At 46.2% G+C, this 16,870-nt stretch carries 19 protein-coding genes and 2 tRNA genes; 9 read left to right on the forward strand and 12 right to left on the reverse strand.

Annotation, left to right across the window (positions count from 1 at the left end):
- Window positions 1–51 precede the first annotated feature (51 nt).
- The 9 genes from H5T88_02250 to H5T88_02290 all read left to right on the forward strand — a co-directional run bounded on the left by H5T88_02250 (window position 52) and on the right by H5T88_02290 (window position 7,324).
- Complete coding sequence (locus H5T88_02250) at window positions 52–1,086, forward strand: Gfo/Idh/MocA family oxidoreductase (protein MBC7329160.1); 1,035 nt, start codon at window positions 52–54, stop codon at window positions 1,084–1,086.
- A 44-nt stretch (window positions 1,087–1,130) separates the two neighbouring features.
- Window positions 1,131–1,216: transfer RNA gene (locus tag H5T88_02255), tRNA-Leu, on the forward strand.
- A 34-nt stretch (window positions 1,217–1,250) separates the two neighbouring features.
- The gene (locus H5T88_02260) at window positions 1,251–2,150 is read left to right on the forward strand and encodes a PstS family phosphate ABC transporter substrate-binding protein (protein ID MBC7329161.1); all 900 of its coding nucleotides are present in this window, start codon (window positions 1,251–1,253) and stop codon (window positions 2,148–2,150) included.
- Between the two features lie 10 nt (window positions 2,151–2,160).
- The gene (gene pstC / locus H5T88_02265) at window positions 2,161–3,033 is read left to right on the forward strand and encodes a phosphate ABC transporter permease subunit PstC (protein ID MBC7329162.1); all 873 of its coding nucleotides are present in this window, start codon (window positions 2,161–2,163) and stop codon (window positions 3,031–3,033) included.
- Window positions 3,030–3,866, forward strand: a complete 837-nt coding sequence (gene pstA, locus H5T88_02270; protein MBC7329163.1) for a phosphate ABC transporter permease PstA — start codon at window positions 3,030–3,032, stop codon at window positions 3,864–3,866. The genes pstC and pstA overlap by 4 nt, the downstream gene beginning before the upstream one ends.
- Window positions 3,867–3,914: 48 nt before the next feature.
- Complete coding sequence (gene leuC / locus H5T88_02275; protein MBC7329164.1) at window positions 3,915–5,156, forward strand: 3-isopropylmalate dehydratase large subunit; 1,242 nt, start codon at window positions 3,915–3,917, stop codon at window positions 5,154–5,156.
- Window positions 5,157–5,648, forward strand: coding sequence for a 3-isopropylmalate dehydratase small subunit (locus H5T88_02280; GenBank protein MBC7329165.1), 492 nt, complete (start codon window positions 5,157–5,159; stop codon window positions 5,646–5,648).
- The gene (gene leuB / locus H5T88_02285) at window positions 5,641–6,729 is read left to right on the forward strand and encodes a 3-isopropylmalate dehydrogenase (GenBank protein MBC7329166.1); all 1,089 of its coding nucleotides are present in this window, start codon (window positions 5,641–5,643) and stop codon (window positions 6,727–6,729) included. The genes H5T88_02280 and leuB overlap by 8 nt, the downstream gene beginning before the upstream one ends.
- Before the next feature lies 1 nt (window position 6,730).
- Entirely contained in the window at window positions 6,731–7,324 is a 594-nt protein-coding gene (locus tag H5T88_02290) for a helix-hairpin-helix domain-containing protein (GenBank protein ID MBC7329167.1), read from the forward strand.
- Window positions 7,325–7,326: 2 nt separating this feature from the next.
- Here H5T88_02290 and pheS read toward each other — a convergent pair whose 3' ends face one another.
- The 12 genes from pheS to H5T88_02350 all read right to left on the reverse strand — a co-directional run bounded on the left by pheS (window position 7,327) and on the right by H5T88_02350 (window position 16,869).
- Window positions 7,327–8,334, reverse strand: coding sequence for a phenylalanine--tRNA ligase subunit alpha (pheS, locus tag H5T88_02295; protein ID MBC7329168.1), 1,008 nt, complete (start codon window positions 8,332–8,334; stop codon window positions 7,327–7,329).
- A gap of 20 nt (window positions 8,335–8,354) precedes the next feature.
- A complete protein-coding gene (gene rplT / locus H5T88_02300; protein ID MBC7329169.1) occupies window positions 8,355–8,720 on the reverse strand; it encodes a 50S ribosomal protein L20 in 366 nt (121 codons plus the stop codon).
- Between the two features lie 16 nt (window positions 8,721–8,736).
- Window positions 8,737–8,934, reverse strand: coding sequence for a 50S ribosomal protein L35 (gene rpmI / locus H5T88_02305; protein ID MBC7329170.1), 198 nt, complete (start codon window positions 8,932–8,934; stop codon window positions 8,737–8,739).
- A 16-nt stretch (window positions 8,935–8,950) separates the two neighbouring features.
- The gene (locus tag H5T88_02310) at window positions 8,951–9,466 is read right to left on the reverse strand and encodes a translation initiation factor IF-3 (GenBank protein MBC7329171.1); all 516 of its coding nucleotides are present in this window, start codon (window positions 9,464–9,466) and stop codon (window positions 8,951–8,953) included.
- 26 nt (window positions 9,467–9,492) lie between these two features.
- Window positions 9,493–11,256, reverse strand: a complete 1,764-nt coding sequence (gene thrS, locus H5T88_02315; protein ID MBC7329172.1) for a threonine--tRNA ligase — start codon at window positions 11,254–11,256, stop codon at window positions 9,493–9,495.
- 14 nt (window positions 11,257–11,270) lie between these two features.
- The gene (locus H5T88_02320; GenBank protein MBC7329173.1) at window positions 11,271–12,299 is read right to left on the reverse strand and encodes a hypothetical protein; all 1,029 of its coding nucleotides are present in this window, start codon (window positions 12,297–12,299) and stop codon (window positions 11,271–11,273) included.
- Between the two features lie 10 nt (window positions 12,300–12,309).
- Window positions 12,310–12,384 (reverse strand) — tRNA-Val (locus H5T88_02325).
- Window positions 12,385–12,428: 44 nt separating this feature from the next.
- Window positions 12,429–12,998, reverse strand: a complete 570-nt coding sequence (locus H5T88_02330; protein ID MBC7329174.1) for a universal stress protein — start codon at window positions 12,996–12,998, stop codon at window positions 12,429–12,431.
- Window positions 12,988–13,194, reverse strand: coding sequence for a hypothetical protein (locus H5T88_02335; protein ID MBC7329175.1), 207 nt, complete (start codon window positions 13,192–13,194; stop codon window positions 12,988–12,990). Before H5T88_02335 ends, H5T88_02330 begins: the two co-directional genes overlap by 11 nt.
- Window positions 13,181–14,716, reverse strand: a complete 1,536-nt coding sequence (locus tag H5T88_02340; protein ID MBC7329176.1) for an APC family permease — start codon at window positions 14,714–14,716, stop codon at window positions 13,181–13,183. Before H5T88_02340 ends, H5T88_02335 begins: the two co-directional genes overlap by 14 nt.
- A gap of 7 nt (window positions 14,717–14,723) precedes the next feature.
- Entirely contained in the window at window positions 14,724–15,515 is a 792-nt protein-coding gene (locus H5T88_02345; protein MBC7329177.1) for an undecaprenyl-diphosphate phosphatase, read from the reverse strand.
- Between the two features lie 28 nt (window positions 15,516–15,543).
- Window positions 15,544–16,869: an adenylosuccinate synthase gene (locus H5T88_02350; protein MBC7329178.1), complete on the reverse strand. Its 1,326-nt coding sequence runs from the start codon at window positions 16,867–16,869 to the stop codon at window positions 15,544–15,546.
- Window position 16,870: the final 1 nt, after the last annotated feature.

Consider the following 16,870-nt stretch of genomic DNA (forward strand, 5'->3'; position numbering starts at 1 on the left):
AGAGAGAAGGGATATATAATAAGTTAAAAAGATAGAAAGGAGGTCTTTGAATTGGAGAAAATCGGCGTTGGAGTAGTTGGGTTAGGCGCAATTGGACCCACCCATGCGAGGGCAGTTACGGAGATTGAAGAAGCGAAGCTCGTCGCGGTATGCGATGTTAGGGAGGATAGGGCAAGGAAGATTGGAGAGCAATTCGGAGTCGATTGGTATACGGATTATGTGAAGATGTTGGAGAGAGACGACATTCAGGTCGTCAGCATTTGCACTCCCTCTGGTATGCACGCCGATATGGGGATAATGGCTGCAAAGGCTGGGAAGCATATCATTTGCGAGAAACCATTGGATGTGACTTTGGAGAAATGCGATGCCTTGATAAAAGCGGCGAAGGAGAACAAAGTCAAATTGGGAGGGATATTCCAGCATCGCTTCGCGGAAGAAAGCAGGCTTGTAAAGAAATTGGTAGAGGAAGGCAAGCTTGGAAAGATAGTTTTAGGGGATATGGATATGAAGTGGTATAGGAGCCAGGCATACTACGATAAAGATGCTTGGCGAGGAACCTGGGCTTTGGATGGTGGAGGATGCCTTATGAACCAGGGAGTTCATTTCGTTGACCTCCTCCTTTGGATAATGGGACCGGTGGAATGGGTAAAAGCGGAAACAGCTACTCTCACCCATAATATTGAGGTTGAGGATACAGCCGTTGCGATATTGAAGTTCAAGAACGGAGCATTAGGGGCAATTGAAGCCACTACATCAGCTTATCCCGGGGTTTGCGCTCGCATAAGCGTTGCGGGATACAGCGGCTCGGTTGTCTGGGAAGATGATAAGATAACCTTCCTTAAAATAGAGGGAGAGGAAACCGAGGCTAAGGCGGAAAAACCGGTTATGGCTTGGGGTGCATCCGACCCTATGGCTATACCAGCTGGGCTTCATACGAGAAACATTTACGATGTCATCAGGGCGATTATTGAGGACAGAGAACCTCTAATCACGGGGGAGGAAGCTCGCAAGGCAGTTGAGCTCAATCTTGCGATATACAAATCCGCCCAAACGGGCGAGAAGATTTTCCTGCCTTTAGATTATTGACTTTTGGTTATTTCCCGCTATATAATATATGAGAAATCTAAGGTGCCGAGGTGGCGGAACTGGAAGACGCGCAGGCTTGAGGGGCTTGTGGGCTTTGCCCGTGCGGGTTCAACTCCCGCCCTCGGCACCATCTTGTCCCTTCCCCAATAGAAAGGAGGCTTAATGTGTCGGCTGGTAAAAAAGCTCTAATAGGCTTAACGATAATTATCCTCATAACAGTTATAATCATAATCGCTGTAAGAAGTAAGCCCCTTTCTCCCCCTCAACAACAATCAAGCGGACTTAAAGGGAAACTCGTAATAAAAGGTTCGGATACCCTCTTGCCCTTAGCCCAAGCCTGGGCGGAAGAATTTATGAGAAGACATCCAGATGTAAGCGTATCGGTCACAGGCGGTGGTTCGGGGGTGGGTATCGCGGCTCTATTGGATGGCACCTGCGATATAGCAAATGCCTCTCGCAACCTCACTAAATCAGAGGCGGAAAGGGCAAAAAGCTTGGGTATTCAAATTCACGAGACCAAAGTTGCAATTGATGGAATTTCCGTTATCGTTAACCCTCAAAACCCCATAAACAGCCTCACCATCTCCCAGTTAAAAGATATCTATACTGGACGCATAAAGTCGTGGAAGGAATTAGGCGGACAGGATTTAAAGATTACCGCAGTAGGAAGGGATACCCCCTCAGGCACTTATGAGCTTTTCAAGGAGAAAGTTCTGGGTGAGGAGAATTACGCTCCCACGGTTTTGAATACTCCCTCAAACAACCAGATAGCGATGACTGTTTCCCAGGATTTGGGAGCTATAGGATATGTAGGGGTTGCTTATGCTGATAAATTCGCCAAATCTGGGAAGGTGAAGATAATAGCAATCGCAAAGGACAAAAGTTCTTCCCCTCTATTACCAACAAAGGAAAACATTAAAAGCGAAAAGTATCCCCTTTATAGATATCTCTTCAATTACACAAGGGAGGAACCAAAGGGGATAGTCAAAGAGTATTTGGATTTCGTTCTCTCCCCCGAGGGACAGAAAAAAGTGGAGGAAATCGGTTATATTCCTTTAAAATGAAATACTGCTTATGAAGAGGAATAACATAGGGGAAAGCATTATTGAGAAGATAATATTCATAGGTGGAATAAGTGGAGTTATTATTCTTTTTCTAATATTTCTCTTCCTTTTTAAGGAAAGCTTTACTTTCTTTATCCGCTATCCTTTAAAGGAATTCTTCTTTGGAAAGAATTGGTATCCCACGAGCGCTCCCCCCAAATTCGGTTTAATTCCCTTGCTGTTGGGTTCTCTATTAGTGACAATTGGAGCGATAGCCATATCCCTTCCCCTCGGCGTTGCCTGCGCAATTTATATCAGTGAGGTAGCTCCTCGCTGGGCGAAGGAGATTTTGAAACCGGTTATGGAGTTGATAGCTGCAATACCCTCAGTTGTTTTGGGATTCATAGGTCTTATGATTTTGGTACCAATTATTAAGCAAGCCTTTCATTTGCCAACTGGACTAACAGCTTTAGCCGGTTCCATAACTTTAGCATTTATGGCGCTTCCCACCATCACCAGCATATCGGAAGATGCCCTTTCCGCCTTGCCAAGAGATTATAAGGAAGCTTCTTTCGCGCTGGGGGCAACTCATTGGCAGACAATAAGGAATGTGCTCCTTCCCGCTGCGAAGCCAGGCATTTTGGCTGCCACTATGCTCGGCTTGGGAAGGGCGATAGGGGAAACGATGGCTGTTCTGATGGTAACCGGCAACGCAGCCGTCATACCCCACACATTTCTCCAACCCGTTAGAACGATGACCGCAACGATAGCGATGGAAATGGGAGAGGTTGTGCAGGGTGGCTTGCACTATCAAGCCCTTTTCGCAATTGGGCTCATCCTCTTCCTCATCAGCTTTGTGGTAAACTTCATCGCCGATTGGGTTATAAGCAGGCAGAAAAGATGAGATATCAACGAGTGATATTTACCTTATTGGCAATCATCACTTTCCTAACCGTCCTTCCCCTCCTCTTCATATTTGCGCTCCTTATATACCATAGCATTCCCGTCCTCAGCTTTAAATTCATCTTTGGATATCCCAAAGAGGGAATGACTGCGGGTGGGATATTCCCCGCCCTTGTAGGCACTCTATATTTAGCCCTTGGAACAGCTTTTATCTCCCTCCCCCTCGGCATAATAACCGCCATCTATCTCAACGAATATGCACCTAAGGGGAAAATCTCTCGTCTGGTCAGGATAGCGATAGTAAACCTTGCGGGAGTTCCCTCCGTTGTTTACGGGCTTTTTGGTTTAGCTGTTTTCGTTATGTTATTCCACTTCGGTGTTTCTTTGCTCGCCGGGATTTTTACCCTCTCCATTCTCGTTTTGCCCATAGTTATAACCGCAGCTGAGGAAGGGCTAAGAGCTGTTCCGATGTCTTTTAGGGAAGCGAGTTTAGCTTTAGGGGCGACGAAATGGCAAACCATATGGAAGATTATCCTGCCCAATGCTCTGCCAGGAATCGCTACAGGAGCTATTCTATCCATAAGCAGGGCGGCGGGTGAAACCGCGCCCATTCTTTTCACCTGTGCCGCTTTCTATCTTCCCCGTTTGCCCAAATCCCCCTTTGACGAGGTTATGGCGCTTCCCTATCATGTCTATGTCATCTCAACCCAGGTTCCCGATGCACCTCTTTCCATTCAATATGGAGCCACCTTGGTTCTTTTAACCCTCGTCTTCTCCCTCAATCTAATCGCAATCATCTGGCGAATGCGCATCCGGAGAGCCAAGAAGTGGTGAGACTACAGGCTTGTCTAAAGCGACCATGGCGAATAAAATAAAAATATTATGACGATAGCGGAAAAAATTATCTCTTCAAAAGTTGGTAAGGAAGTGCATTCAGATGAGTTCGTTATGGCGAGGGTTGACCTCGTCCTCGCAAACGATATAACCGCTCCCCTCGCTATCAAAGAGTTTCAGAAAATGGGAGCGAAGAAAGTCTTTGATGGAAGTAAAATCGTCCTCGTCCCCGACCATTACACTCCCTGCAAAGATGTTCAATCAGCGGAAAATGTGAGGTTAATGCGAGAATTCGCAAGGGAGCAAGGTATCATTTTCTACGAGATAGGTAGGGGAGGTATAGAACACACCCTCTTGCCCGACGAGGGACTCGTCATTCCCGGTGATTTGGTGGTGGGGGCGGATTCCCATACCTGCACTTATGGCGCTCTCTCAAGCTTTGCAACCGGCGTCGGCTCCACGGACGCCGCCTTCGCTATGGCTTTCGGCGAGATTTGGCTTCGCGTTCCCAAAACTATGCGTCTCATTTATTATGGAACCCTTCAACCTTTCGTAGAGGGCAAGGATTTAATTCTTTACACTATCGGCAAAATAGGAGTTGATGGAGCTCGTTATAAGGCAATGGAGTTTTGCGGCGAGGTAATAAGCAAGTTGAGTATGGCGGATAGGTTCACTATGTCCAATATGGCGATTGAAGCGGGTGGTAAAACAGGGCTCATCCCTGTCGACCAGATAACGATTGATTATCTGAGACGAAGGGCAAAAAGGGAATTTCCAATCATAGAGCTTGGAGATGCTGATGAAATCGTGGAAATAGATTGCTCCCATATTGAACCCCAAGTTGCTTGCCCATTCTCTCCTTCAAATGTGAAGCCAGTCAGGGAACTAACTCACATCCGCATAGACCAAGTTGTGATAGGCTCCTGCACCAACGGGAGATTGGAGGATTTGAGAAGAGCGGCAAGGATATTGAAGGATAAGAAAGTTCACCCGGATGTTCGCTTGATTGTCATACCCGCAACGCAAAGGATTTGGGAAGAAAGCCTCAAAGAGGGTTTATTGGAGATATTTTCCTCAGCGGGGGCAACGATATCTCCTCCTACCTGCGGTCCCTGTCTGGGAGGGCATATGGGAGTTTTGGGAAAGGGGGAGAAAGCAGTGGCAACGACGAATCGCAATTTCCCAGGTAGAATGGGGCACAAGGATAGCGAGGTATATCTGGCAAGCCCCTCTGTTGCTGCAGCTTCCGCGATTAAGGGAAGGATAGCACACCCTGAAGAGGTGATATAATTGAAGATAAAGGGAAGAGCGATAACAGTTGGCGATAATATAGATACAGACCAGATAATACCGGCTGTGTATTTAACCTCCACTGACCCAGCTGAATTGGCTAAGCACTGCTTAGAAGGGTATGATGATGAATTCCCCTCAAAAATCAAAGAGGGGGATATCCTCGTAGCGGGAGAAAATTTCGGCTGTGGTTCATCTCGTGAACACGCCCCTTGGGCGATAAAAGGAGCGGGAATCCAGTGCATAGTTGCCAAGTCTTTTGCTCGCATCTTCTTTAGAAACGCGATAAACATCGGTCTGCCAATAGTGGAATGTCCCGAAGGACTGGAGGTTGAAGATGGGGATGAGATAGAAGTGGATTTTGAAGAGGGCAAGGTGAGAAACATAACCAAGGGTAAGGAATGCGCAACGCAAAGCTTTCCACCGTTTTTGCAGGAGATTATCAATTCGGGCGGATTGATAGGTTATGCGAGGAGGCGTCTAAGTGGCTGAGTTCAAAATAGCAGTATTGCCTGGAGATGGAATAGGGAAGGAGGTGGTAAGGGAAGCGGTTCGTGTTTTGCAAGCGATAGGAGACAAATTCGGGCACAAATTTCATTTTAAGGAAGCTCTTGTGGGCGGCAGCGCCTATGATGAAACAGGCGTCCCACTTCCGGCAGAGACAATGGAGATTTGCGAAAAATCTGATGCGATACTTCTAGGGGCGGTTGGAGGTGACAAATGGGATAATCTACCTCCTCATCTCAGGCCAGAGGCAGCGCTTTTAACCTTGAGGAAGAATTTTGATTTCTTCGCCAACCTTCGCCCCGTCATTCTTTTCCCTCCCTTAATAGACGCTTCACCCTTGAAGAAAAACGTATTGAAGGGAACCGATATGATTATCGTGAGGGAGCTTACGGGTGGTCTTTATTTCGGAAAACCGAAGGAGAGAAGGAAATTGGATGGCGAGTGGGTAGCTGTTGACTCTATGGTATACTCCGAAAGCGAGATAATAAGGATTGCGCAGGTAGCCTTCAAAATAGCGATGAATCGGCGGAGGATTGTTCATTCCGTTGATAAAGCAAACATATTGGAGACATCTCGGCTTTGGCGGGAGGTAGTGAACGAGGTAGCCAAGGATTATCAAGAGGTAAAGCTTTATCATTTTTATGTGGATAATGCGGCTATGCAGATGATAAGGAATCCCCGCCAATTTGATGTGATATTAACGGAGAATACTTTCGGCGATATCCTCTCGGACGAGGCGGCGATGCTCACTGGCTCCATAGGTATGCTTCCTTCCGCAAGCATAAGGGGGGATGGCTTCGGGATGTATGAGCCTGTTCACGGCTCCGCACCCGATATAGCGGGGAAAGGGATAGCAAACCCCATAGCGACGATATTATCCTCGGCGATGATGCTTCGCTTTTCTTTCCAATTGGAGGAAGAGGCGAAAGCCATAGAAAATGCTGTATTAAGGGTTTTAGAGAAGGGTTTCCGCACGCCAGATATTATGAGCAAAGGGAAGATACTCCTCTCCACGCAGGAAATGGGAGAGAAAATAGTGGAGGAATTGGAGAGAAAAGACGGTTAAATTGGCTAAAGGGTTTGACCTTACGCCAGGGGAAAGGAAGGCTCTTTTAATCATATTATTCCTTGGAATCATCGGCACGATTTTAACCGCATGGAGAACAAGCAGGACAAATCCACCTCAAGTTAAGTATGTGACTGTTCAGGTGGAAGGAGCGGTGACGAATCCAGGGATATATAGATTGCCTATTGGTTCAAGGGTTGAAGATGCTCTTCAGATAGCTGGTGGATTGAGGATGGATGCCGATATCAGCAAGCTTAACTTAGTGGCAAAGCTGAAAGATGGGCAGAGGATAAATGTTCCTTCACGGCTCACCTATCCTCCCCAGAACTATGCCCCTCAATCCTATCCCCAGCAACAACAAATGAACTGGCAATATCCATATTATCAACAAATACCTTTAGGGAAGATAGATGTTAACACCGCAACCAAGGAAGAGCTTGCCTCCCTCCCCGGTATAGGTCCAGCATTAGCGGAGAGAATAATTCAATACCGTCTATCGGTGGGAAGGTTCTATTCTATTGACGAGCTTCTAAATGTTCCCGGAGTAGGCGAGAAGAAATTAGAGAAGATAAAACCATATATAGAAGTTAGATGAATTTAGAATTGTTTCAGGAATCTGAGGTCGTTTTCCAAGAAAAGGCGTATATCATCAATGCGATATTTAAGCATTGCGATTCTTTCCACTCCCATCCCGAAGGCGAAACCCTGCCATTCAGATGGGTCATAACCCACATTCCTTAACACCTGAGGATGGACCATTCCACAGCCTAAAATCTCCAACCATCCCGTATACGAACAGACCCTGCACCCTTCTCCACCGCACATTATGCAGGAAATAGAGGCATCAGCGGATGGCTCGGTGAAAGGGAAATAGTCGGGACGGAAGCGCATCTTGACATCTTTCCCGAACATCCTCTCACAGAAAAGGGTGAGAACCCCCTTCAAATCAGAGAAGGTTATTCCCTTATCAACCATTAGCCCCTCAACCTGATGGAATGTATGGGAGTGAGTAGCATCTACTTGGTCTCTTCTGAATACTCTACCGGGAGCGATGATGCGAATGGGGGGTTTTCTTGCCTCCATAACCCTTATCTGTACCGCTGATGTTTCCGTGCGAAGGAGGATGTCATCCGTTATATAAAAGGAATCGTGTTCATCCCGAACAGGGTGTTCGGGAGGGATGTTAAGAGCGATGAAATTATGGTATTCCGTTTCAATCTCCGGTCCCTCAACGACCTCAAAACCGAGCCCGATGAATATGCTCTTAATCTCATCAATTACTTGCGTGAGGGGATGTTTCCTACCGAATTGGGGGCGAATTCCTGGCAGGGTAACATCTATCATCCCCCTTTTACGGGAGATAGAACGAAGGAAGGAGAGGCGAGTTTCAATCGCCTCACTCAACTTGTTCTTTAACTCGTTTAATGCCCGCCCTATTAGGGGGCGTTGCTGAGGTGGAAAATTGGGGATGTCCTTAATCATCTGGGTTAGTTTTCCCTTCTTACCGAGGAAACTAACCCTTATCTTCTCAACCTCCTCTTCGCTCTTAGCGATAGCAAGGAGTTCCTGTGCTTCCTTTTCTATTGTCTTTATCTCTTCTTCAATATCGCTTATTGCCTTTTCCATTATGAGACCGTAGATAAAGCCTGTTTGGCTTTCTCTACCAAGGAACGGAAAGCTTCTGGCTCCTTTATCGCCATATCGGCGAGGGCTTTCCTGTTGATTTTTATTCCCAGTTTTGCAAGAGCACCCATAAAGAGGGAATACTTAATCCCCTCGGCACGGCAGGCAGCGTTTATCCTGGCTATCCATAGTCTGCGGAACTCTCTTTTGCGTTCCCTCCTATGGCGATAGGAATGATAGAGGGCGTGAAGGACGGCTTCGTTGGCGTTAATGAAGCGCCTGCTCCTGGCGCCGCGGAAGCCCTCCGCCATCTTCAAAACCTTCTTATGTCTCCTTCTATTTACGATTCCGCCTTTGACTCTCGTCATTTCTAAACCTCCTTATTCATTGATAAGGAATGAGCTTCCTTATCCGCTTTTCCATGGTTTTGTCCACCTCCGCCTCTCGGCGAAGGCGTCTAACTCTCGCCTCGCTCTTCTTCCTCATAAGATGGTTGAGGCGAGTATGCCTCCTCAAAAGCTTACCGCTGCCGGTTACCTTGAACCTTTTGGCCGCGGATTTCCTCGTCTTCAGTTTCGGCATAGCCAAAACCTCCTTTTCATTTCTTCTTGGGCATCAGGAGAACGCTCATCCTCCTGCCCTCCATCTTTATATCTCTTTCCACTATCGCATATTCCTTTAAAGCCTCTTTGATTTTATTAAGCAACTCCACACCCCTATCAGTGAATGTCAACTCCCTCCCTCTAAAATAAACCACCACCCTCACCTTGTGTCTCTCCTCCAAAAATTCCCTTATCTTCCTCATTTTCACTTGATAATCGTGGTCGTCTATGAAAAGCCTGAACCTTATCTCCTTTACCTCTTGCGTCTTTTGCTTCTTAGATTCCTCCTTCCTCTTCTTTTCCTGTTCGTATTTATACTTTGAATAATCCAAAATTCTACAAACAGGTGGATTAGCCTGCGGTGCCACCTCCACCAAATCCAACCCCTTCTCCCTTGCTATCCTCTGCGCCTTCTGAATAGGCACTATGCCTATCTGCACACCGTTCTCATCTATCAGCCTTACTTCCCTCGCCCTTATTTCTTCGTTTACTCGCCAACGACGTTCGCTAATTGATTATCAACCTCCCTCTGTTGAATTTAGATAATATCCGTTTCATTTTCATTCGTCAAGTGATTGAGAAACTCTTCAACACTCATTGGGGACAAGTTTTCTCCCCCTCTCTTGCGAGGGGAAACTGTTTTGCTTGCCATTTCTCTATCGCCAACAACTAATGCATAGGGGATTTTAGCCATCTGAGCTTCTCTAATTCTATAATTAAGCGTTTCGTTTCTCGCGTCAACCTCAACTCTAAAATTCCTTTCCTTGATTGCTTTCGCCACCTCTTCAGCGTAAGGGATATGCCTTTCCGCTATTGGCAAAATCCTCACCTGAACGGGAGATAACCAAAGAGGAAGGGCTCCTGCATAGTGCTCTATTAAAGTTCCCATAAATCTTTCCAAGCTCCCCAGAACCGCCCTATGCACCATAACAACGGTATGTTCCTTTCCATCCGCACCTATGTAGGTTATATTGAAGCGCTCCGGTAGGTTGAAATCCACCTGAATAGTCGGTCCCTGCCACAATCTTCCAAGGGAATCCCTAAGGCTTATATCTATCTTCGGACCGTAAAATACTCCTCCTCCCTCATCTACGATATACTCTATTCCCCTTTCCTCAAGGACCTCCTTCAAAATTCCCTCAGCCATCTCCCATCTCTCCAATGTCCCCGCATATTTCTCGGGGCGCGTGCTCAACTTATGAACATATTCCCTAAAGCCAAACCTTCTCATCATAAAATGGGCTAATTCCAGCACATCTTCTATTTCTTTCTTTAAATCCTCCGGAGTGCAGAAAATATGGGCATCATCTTGAGTGAATCCCCTCACCCTCAGCAAACCGTGAAGAACGCCGGAGCGTTCATATCTGTAAACAGTGCCCAGTTCGGCGTATCTTATAGGTAAGTCCCTATAACTACGCTGTTTGCTTTTATAGACTAAAATATGGAAGGGACAGTTCATCGGCTTCAGTATATACTCCACATCCTCAAACTGCATAGGAGGGTACATATTTTCTTTGTACATCTCCAGATGCCCGGAAATGCGCCACAGGTCAGCCCTCGCTATATGTGGCGTGTAAATAAGCTGGTAGCCTCTCTTTATATGCTCTTCCTTCCAAAAATCCTCAATTATCTTCCTGACAATCGCTCCTTTAGGATGCCAGAAAACCAGCCCCGCCCCCGCTTCCTCCTCTATACTAAATAGCTCAAGCGTTCTACCCAAAACTCTATGGTCCCTCTTTTCCGCTTCCTCCAGGAAGTGAAGATAATCTGCTAATTCCTCTTCACTGGGGAAAGCTGTCCCCTTTATTCTCTGTAAAGAAGGATTTCCTTCCTCTCCTTTCCAATAGGCACTTGAGATGGATAATAGCTTGAATCCTTTTGTATTTATATAAGATGTATTCTCAAGATGCGGTCCCCTGCATAAATCAACAAAGTCGCCTTGCTCATATATCGTAACAACATCTTCCTCTATCTCGTCCAAAAGCTCCAATTTGAGACTCTCTCCCCTTTGGGAGAATAGATTTTTAGCCTCCTCTTTGCTTATTTCCCTTCTTATTATGGGAAGATTCCTCCTCGCTATCTCCCGCATCTTCTCCTCTATTTTCGCTAAGTCTGCTTCCGTAAAGGGAGTTTCCTTAAGAAAATCATAGAAGAAGCCGTCCTCGGTCGCTGGACCAATGCCGAGCTTTACATCGGGAAAGAGTTCCTTCACCGCATGGGCTAAAAGGTGAGCTACTGAATGACGATATATATCTCTACCTTCGCCTTCAAAAGAGAACTCTTTAACTGAGCCGTCAGGCATAGGAACTGGAAACTTCAATTCGCCATCATCTCCGCAAGGGCAATGAAATTGCGGGCTGCCTTCTCGCCGAATATGCCTGACGCTGTTCCGGCAAGAATAAAGCCTATGGGTTTCAAATCCTTTATCCTTTCCATCGCTATCTTTTTAACCATCTCTTCGTCAATTTTATTCAGAATCTCCATATCGTCAAGATTTCCAACCAAACAAACATCTTCACCAATCATCTCCTGGGCTTCTTTCAAATTCACATCGCCCCAAGGGGGCGCCTCCAAAGGGTCCAGGGCATCAATTCCCAAGCTTCTCAAATCGGGAAGGAACCTCTTCACCTTTCCGTGATTATGATAATAAGCTATCGCCCCATAGCGATGTATGGTTTCAATTAAAGGAGTATCATATGGCTTGAGAAGCGCTTCTACTCCCTTCGGACCCAGCTGCTGGGTCACATATTCGCCTCCGATTATGCGGAAGGCGTCAACCCCCTCTTTGCATAAATCCTCAACCATACTTATCACTCTTTCCGTGCCGACTTCAGTAAGCTTGATTATCAGCGAGGGATTCAAAGCCCAATTGAGGCAAAAATCCTCCGGCGAGAAGAAGCTTGCTGGCAGGCAAACTCCATTTGGTATGCCCACAAGAACCAATCCTTCGTCTCTAATATAATCTCTCATTTGATGGAAATATTTAGCTGTTGGCGAGGGCTTTTCATAGGGAAGTGAGAGAAATCTCTCGGCGTCCTCTGGGGATTTGAAAGGAAATTCCCTCATAGCTTGAGTTATATCCGTTTTCGCTATCCTCCATTGGAAAACGCCGGCGGGAGTGGATAACTGGTATAAGCCTTCGCCTATGAGTTCAACTTGATTTATATACTCACCCCAGAATGGGTCAGCACCGGAGAAGGTCTCCATCAGGATATCGGTTTTTGAGATTAGCTCTTTAGCTATATCGCTATCTGGTGGCAATTTGCCTAAGCCCCAAGGGGAGACGGGAATTCTATCAACTTTTTCCTTTCTTATAGCTTTTATAATCCTTTCTCTCGAGGTCATAGAAGAAAAATGGTGGGCGGTGTTGGAGTTGAACCAACCACCTTCTCCTCGTCAAGGAGACGTTCTCCCGCTGAACTAACCGCCCACCAAATAAGAATTATAATTTCCCGACGACCCAAAGTCAACATTTTAAGCCACCTCTTTGGTTGATGGCTTCAAAAACAGAACATCGCAGGGAGCATTCCTCACAACATACCGAACACTTCTACCCAAGGTAATTTCCTCGTCAGGATGCTCGGAAAGTAGCAACAAAATCATACTTGCGTTATCTTCCCTTGCCGCTTGAACGATTCCCGCTCCCGCAAGCCTTGCCTTCACTATCTTCCCTTTGGCAATGATACCTGCTTTCTCCGCAACAACTTGAGCGTGAAGGAGAATCCTTTCCCCTTTTTCCCTTTCCTCGGGCATCTCCGCATCTGGAGGGAGAACAAGTGGTATCTCCATAACATAAACGAAGCGGAGAGGGACTTCCAATCTTTGGGCGAAATTCGTGGCTATGTTTAGGAGCTTTTCAGATAGTGGCGAACCAGTTATTGGGACAATGATTGAGCCCTGCATCTCCTCCTCCCCTTTAGCCACTGTCTCCAAGGCAACCCTCACATAAACGGGAGGATGAAGCATCCACCAGAGGATGGAACCAACGGTTCCGCTAAAGGCAATAGCGATGATTAATCCTACAGGGCTCAGGTTAGCCTCCATCTCTCTTACCTCTCAAGAGGAGAATAAGCGTTCCATAAAGCCTAAATATACCATAAGCAATTACAGCTATTCCAATCAGAAGATAAGTAGTGGAGGCATGGAGAAGGAAAGCTTGTTTAACGATGATTATCCCCAGAGCGACTATTATAACCTCCAGGAAAAGGCGAGAATATAGGACAGGCTTACTTACCTTCATTTCTTCCCTCCGACGCATTTCTTCCCTCCAACGCCTTTATATATTCTTCCAGATTCTCCACCTCTCCTGCTTCTTTTAGAACTCTTATCTGCTCGTTAATCCAATCCCTTTCAATGCTTTTAAGGAGAGGGAGGTTGTTCTTTTTTCTATATAGGAAGTAGATGATTAAGCCGAGAAGGAGCCAAAGTGAGCCATAGAGTCTCGCCAAGTGATGGGTCCAGAGAACAAGAACGAAATAGAAGAATGCGCCGAGAACAGCGATGACGCCTAATACGGGAAAGTCTATATCTGAGCCGTTAATTTTAATTTTTAGATTACCGGGAATCTTATAAGGGCGTGGTGTATAAGGGTCCTTTATGCGGAGGCGAAGATGTGAGATACAAACAAGGGTATAAGCTGTTAGCGCGCCGAAGGCGTACATATCAGCGAGGGTTTCCATAGCGCTTTTGCTCAATCCAGCGAGAACGAGTTGAATGATAACGATAGCAGAGAAGAGGAGAATCGTGCGATATGGTGTCCGATATCTTGGATGGGTTCCGCTGAACCAACCAGGAAGTAGATGGAGCTTGGACATAGAATAAGTCACTCGGGAATAACCCATCACGCCGGTGTTTGCTGAAGCGTAGAGAAGAGTAAAGCCGAGAATGGCGGTGAAAGGACCTGCGACGAAACCAATTAGGGGAAGGAATTTTGCTAAATATGCGATGGGGTCGCTCATATGCTCTGCGAGTGGCTTCCAGCCAAGGCTTCCAACACCAAGAGTGGAAAAGGCGAGGGCATAAATAAGGACAACAAAAGTAAGGGAAATGGAGGTGCGAGGGATAATGGAAGCCGGTCTGATAGTTTCCTCGGCTGCTTGGGAGATTGTTTCCAATCCCACGAAGGCAACAACAGCGAGCGTCATACTATAGAAGAATTGTTTCAGTCCCGGGACCTCTGTTGTTATCTGTTGGATAAAAAGTTCCGGTTTAAAGGCGAAAATGAAGCCGATAATTATTATTAAAGACTCATTGAACATATCAATTGCTGAGAAGATCTCGTTAACTCTTGAGGATTCTCGTATGCCCCTTAAATTTATAATCATCATTGAAAGAACGAGAAAAAGCGCTTCAATTATCGGTATCCATTTGCTTTTTTGAAATGCAGGGAAAAAGAAATTTAAATAGCCAGCGGAAGCATAGGCAAAAAGGGAGACATCAATAGTGAAATCAAGAAGGAAAGCCCAGCCAGCCACAAAGCCCCAAAAATCCCCTAATCCTCTTAGGGAATAATACTGACCTCCTCCAGCCACGGGATAAGAAGCTGCAAGTTCAGTATAGATTAACCCAATGAGGACATAGAGTATGCCAGTAATTAGGAGGGCAAGGGGAGCTGCACCCATCGCATAAGCCAAGATCAAACCGAGCGCCATATATATATCTGCCCCTACGCAAGCATATCCCCAACTAAACGAACCCCAAATACCAACTGCCCTTCTCAATGAGGGCATCTGCTCGCCTTTGCTTAATTCATCCGCAGCCATAGCTCATCTACGTTTTAAAAATTATAACTATAAGGATAAGAAAGGCAAAAAGAAAACGATAGATAACAAAAGGAAGGAAATTTCTTTTCCTCAAATACCGAAGGAGGAAGTAAACCGCAAAATAGCTTGAGACCGCAGCTGAAAGGAAGCCCAATAGTAGGGGAAGAGGTTCTCTCAGTCCACTGGTAATGATTTCCCTTCCCTCCCAAAGAGCCGCACCCGCAATTATTGGGGTTGCAATGAGAAAGGAAAATCGTGCGCTTTCTTCTTTCTTAAGCCCGAGAGCAAGACCGGTTGTCATCGTTGCGCCCGAGCGAGAAACACCCGGAATTATCGCCAAAGCCTGAGATAGACCTATTAAAATGGCATCCTTCCACTTGATTTCTTTTATATCTCTTTCTGCTTTCCCGAATCTATCCGCAAGCCAAAGGAGAATAGCGAATGAGGATAAAGTCAAAGCTGTTAGAGTAGGCGTCCGGAAAATGGTCTCTGCCTGTTTCTCTAAAAGAGCGCCGAAGAGCGCCCCTGGAACACAAGCGATGATTATCAAAAGGAGGAGCTCTTGATAATAGCGGTCGCCCTTAAACGCTCCCTTTAAAATATCTTTCCAATCCTTATAAAGGAAAGCCACTAATCCCACAAGCGTTCCCAAATGCAGGGCTACATCAAAAGAAAGGGATTGATATTCCCAATTCAAGAAAACGACTGGTAGTATATAAAGATGAGCTGAGGAGGATATGGGGAAAAGTTCAGTTAAGCCTTGAACAATCCCCAATATTATCGCGTGCAAAGGTGGCAATTTGATAATCCCTCCTCGTTAGGGAGTCTTAGTCAACTGTATCTACAACGATTCTATCCCAAAAATATCCTTCCCCTTTGCTCTTCCAACCAAGCGTCTGCTCCCTGCGTGCCCCAACGGAGACAATAGAGATGGGAATGCCAACATAGGAGGATATCTTGCGGAGATATTCCTGCGCCCCCTTTGGAAGGGAGGAGAAATCGTCTACATCTTCTATCTTCTCCCAGCCTTCCATTTCAATATATACGGGTTGACATTTGCTTAAAATATTTGTATCCGTAGGGAATTGTTGTATCTCCTTCCCTTCAAACTTATAAGCAACGCACAATTTTAGCTTCGGAATGCCGCTTAGGACATCAAGCTTCGTTATCGCAAGGCTATCCATCCCGTTTATCTCCACAGCATGGCGAAGGGCAACAAGGTCAAGCCACCCACAACGCCTCGGTCTTCCAGTTGTCGTTCCATACTCATCTCCTCGCTCCCTCAGTAAATCCCCTATTTCATCTTTTATCTCCGTTGGGAATGGTCCACCACCTACCCTTGTAGTATATGCTTTACAAACCCCGATTACCTTGTCTATCTCCTTGGGTCCGATGCCCGCCCCTACACAAACACCACCCGCTATGGGATGAGAGGAGGTTACAAAGGGATAAGTTCCATAATTTATATCAAGAAGCGCTCCCTGAGCTCCCTCAAACAATATATTTTTCCTTTGCTTCATAGCTTCTCTTATGATGAGCGATGTATTAGCAACATAGGGTCTCAGGAATTCCCCCAGCTCCAAATATCGAGGGAGGAGTTCCTCAAGCCTTAGCTTCTCTGACTCGGGACGATAGTAAGATATTAAGAGGTTTTTCTCCTCTAAATTTATCCTCAATTTTTCCTTTAGCACTTCTGGATTGAAGAGGTCGCTCATCCTTATGCCCACCCTTGCGGATTTGTCCGCATAGCAGGGTCCTATTCCCCTACCAGTTGTTCCGATTCTGCCCTTCCCCATCCGTTCCTCCCATATCCCATCCAAAATACGATGATATGGCATAACAATGTGGGCATTTGCCGAGATGCGCAGTCCATCCACCCTAATTCCCCTTTTCTGAAGCTCTTCTATCTCTTCCTTCAAGACCTCTGGGTCAACAACCATCCCATCGGCGATTATGCAAAGCTTATCGGGATAGAGGATTCCCGAGGGTATATGATGCAGACGAAAGACTTCCTCCCCAACCTTAACGGTATGCCCCGCATTGCTTCCCCCTTGGAAGCGGACTACGATATCCGCTTCCTCCGCGAGAAGGTCGGTTATCTTTCCCTTCCCCTCATCACCCCACTGCGCCCCCACTATCACAATATTCGCCAAT

The sequence above is a fragment of the bacterium genome, assembly GCA_014360495.1.
Taxonomy (GTDB): domain Bacteria; phylum Armatimonadota; class JACIXR01; order JACIXR01; family JACIXR01; genus JACIXR01.

Excerpts from the sequence above, each read along its gene's own strand:
- pstC (MBC7329162.1), top strand. The coding sequence starts at position 2,161 with ATGAAGAGGAATAACATAGGGGAAAGCATTATTGAGAAGATAATATTC.
- pstA (MBC7329163.1), top strand. The coding sequence starts at position 3,030 with ATGAGATATCAACGAGTGATATTTACCTTATTGGCAATCATCACTTTC.
- leuC (MBC7329164.1), top strand. The coding sequence starts at position 3,915 with ATGACGATAGCGGAAAAAATTATCTCTTCAAAAGTTGGTAAGGAAGTG.
- rplT (MBC7329169.1), bottom strand. The coding sequence starts at position 8,720 with ATGACGAGAGTCAAAGGCGGAATCGTAAATAGAAGGAGACATAAGAAG.
- rpmI (MBC7329170.1), bottom strand. The coding sequence starts at position 8,934 with ATGCCGAAACTGAAGACGAGGAAATCCGCGGCCAAAAGGTTCAAGGTA.
- thrS (MBC7329172.1), bottom strand. The coding sequence starts at position 11,256 with ATGCCTGACGGCTCAGTTAAAGAGTTCTCTTTTGAAGGCGAAGGTAGA.
- H5T88_02320 (MBC7329173.1), bottom strand. The coding sequence starts at position 12,299 with ATGACCTCGAGAGAAAGGATTATAAAAGCTATAAGAAAGGAAAAAGTT.
- H5T88_02330 (MBC7329174.1), bottom strand. The coding sequence starts at position 12,998 with ATGGAGGCTAACCTGAGCCCTGTAGGATTAATCATCGCTATTGCCTTT.
- H5T88_02335 (MBC7329175.1), bottom strand. The coding sequence starts at position 13,194 with ATGAAGGTAAGTAAGCCTGTCCTATATTCTCGCCTTTTCCTGGAGGTT.
- H5T88_02340 (MBC7329176.1), bottom strand. The coding sequence starts at position 14,716 with ATGGCTGCGGATGAATTAAGCAAAGGCGAGCAGATGCCCTCATTGAGA.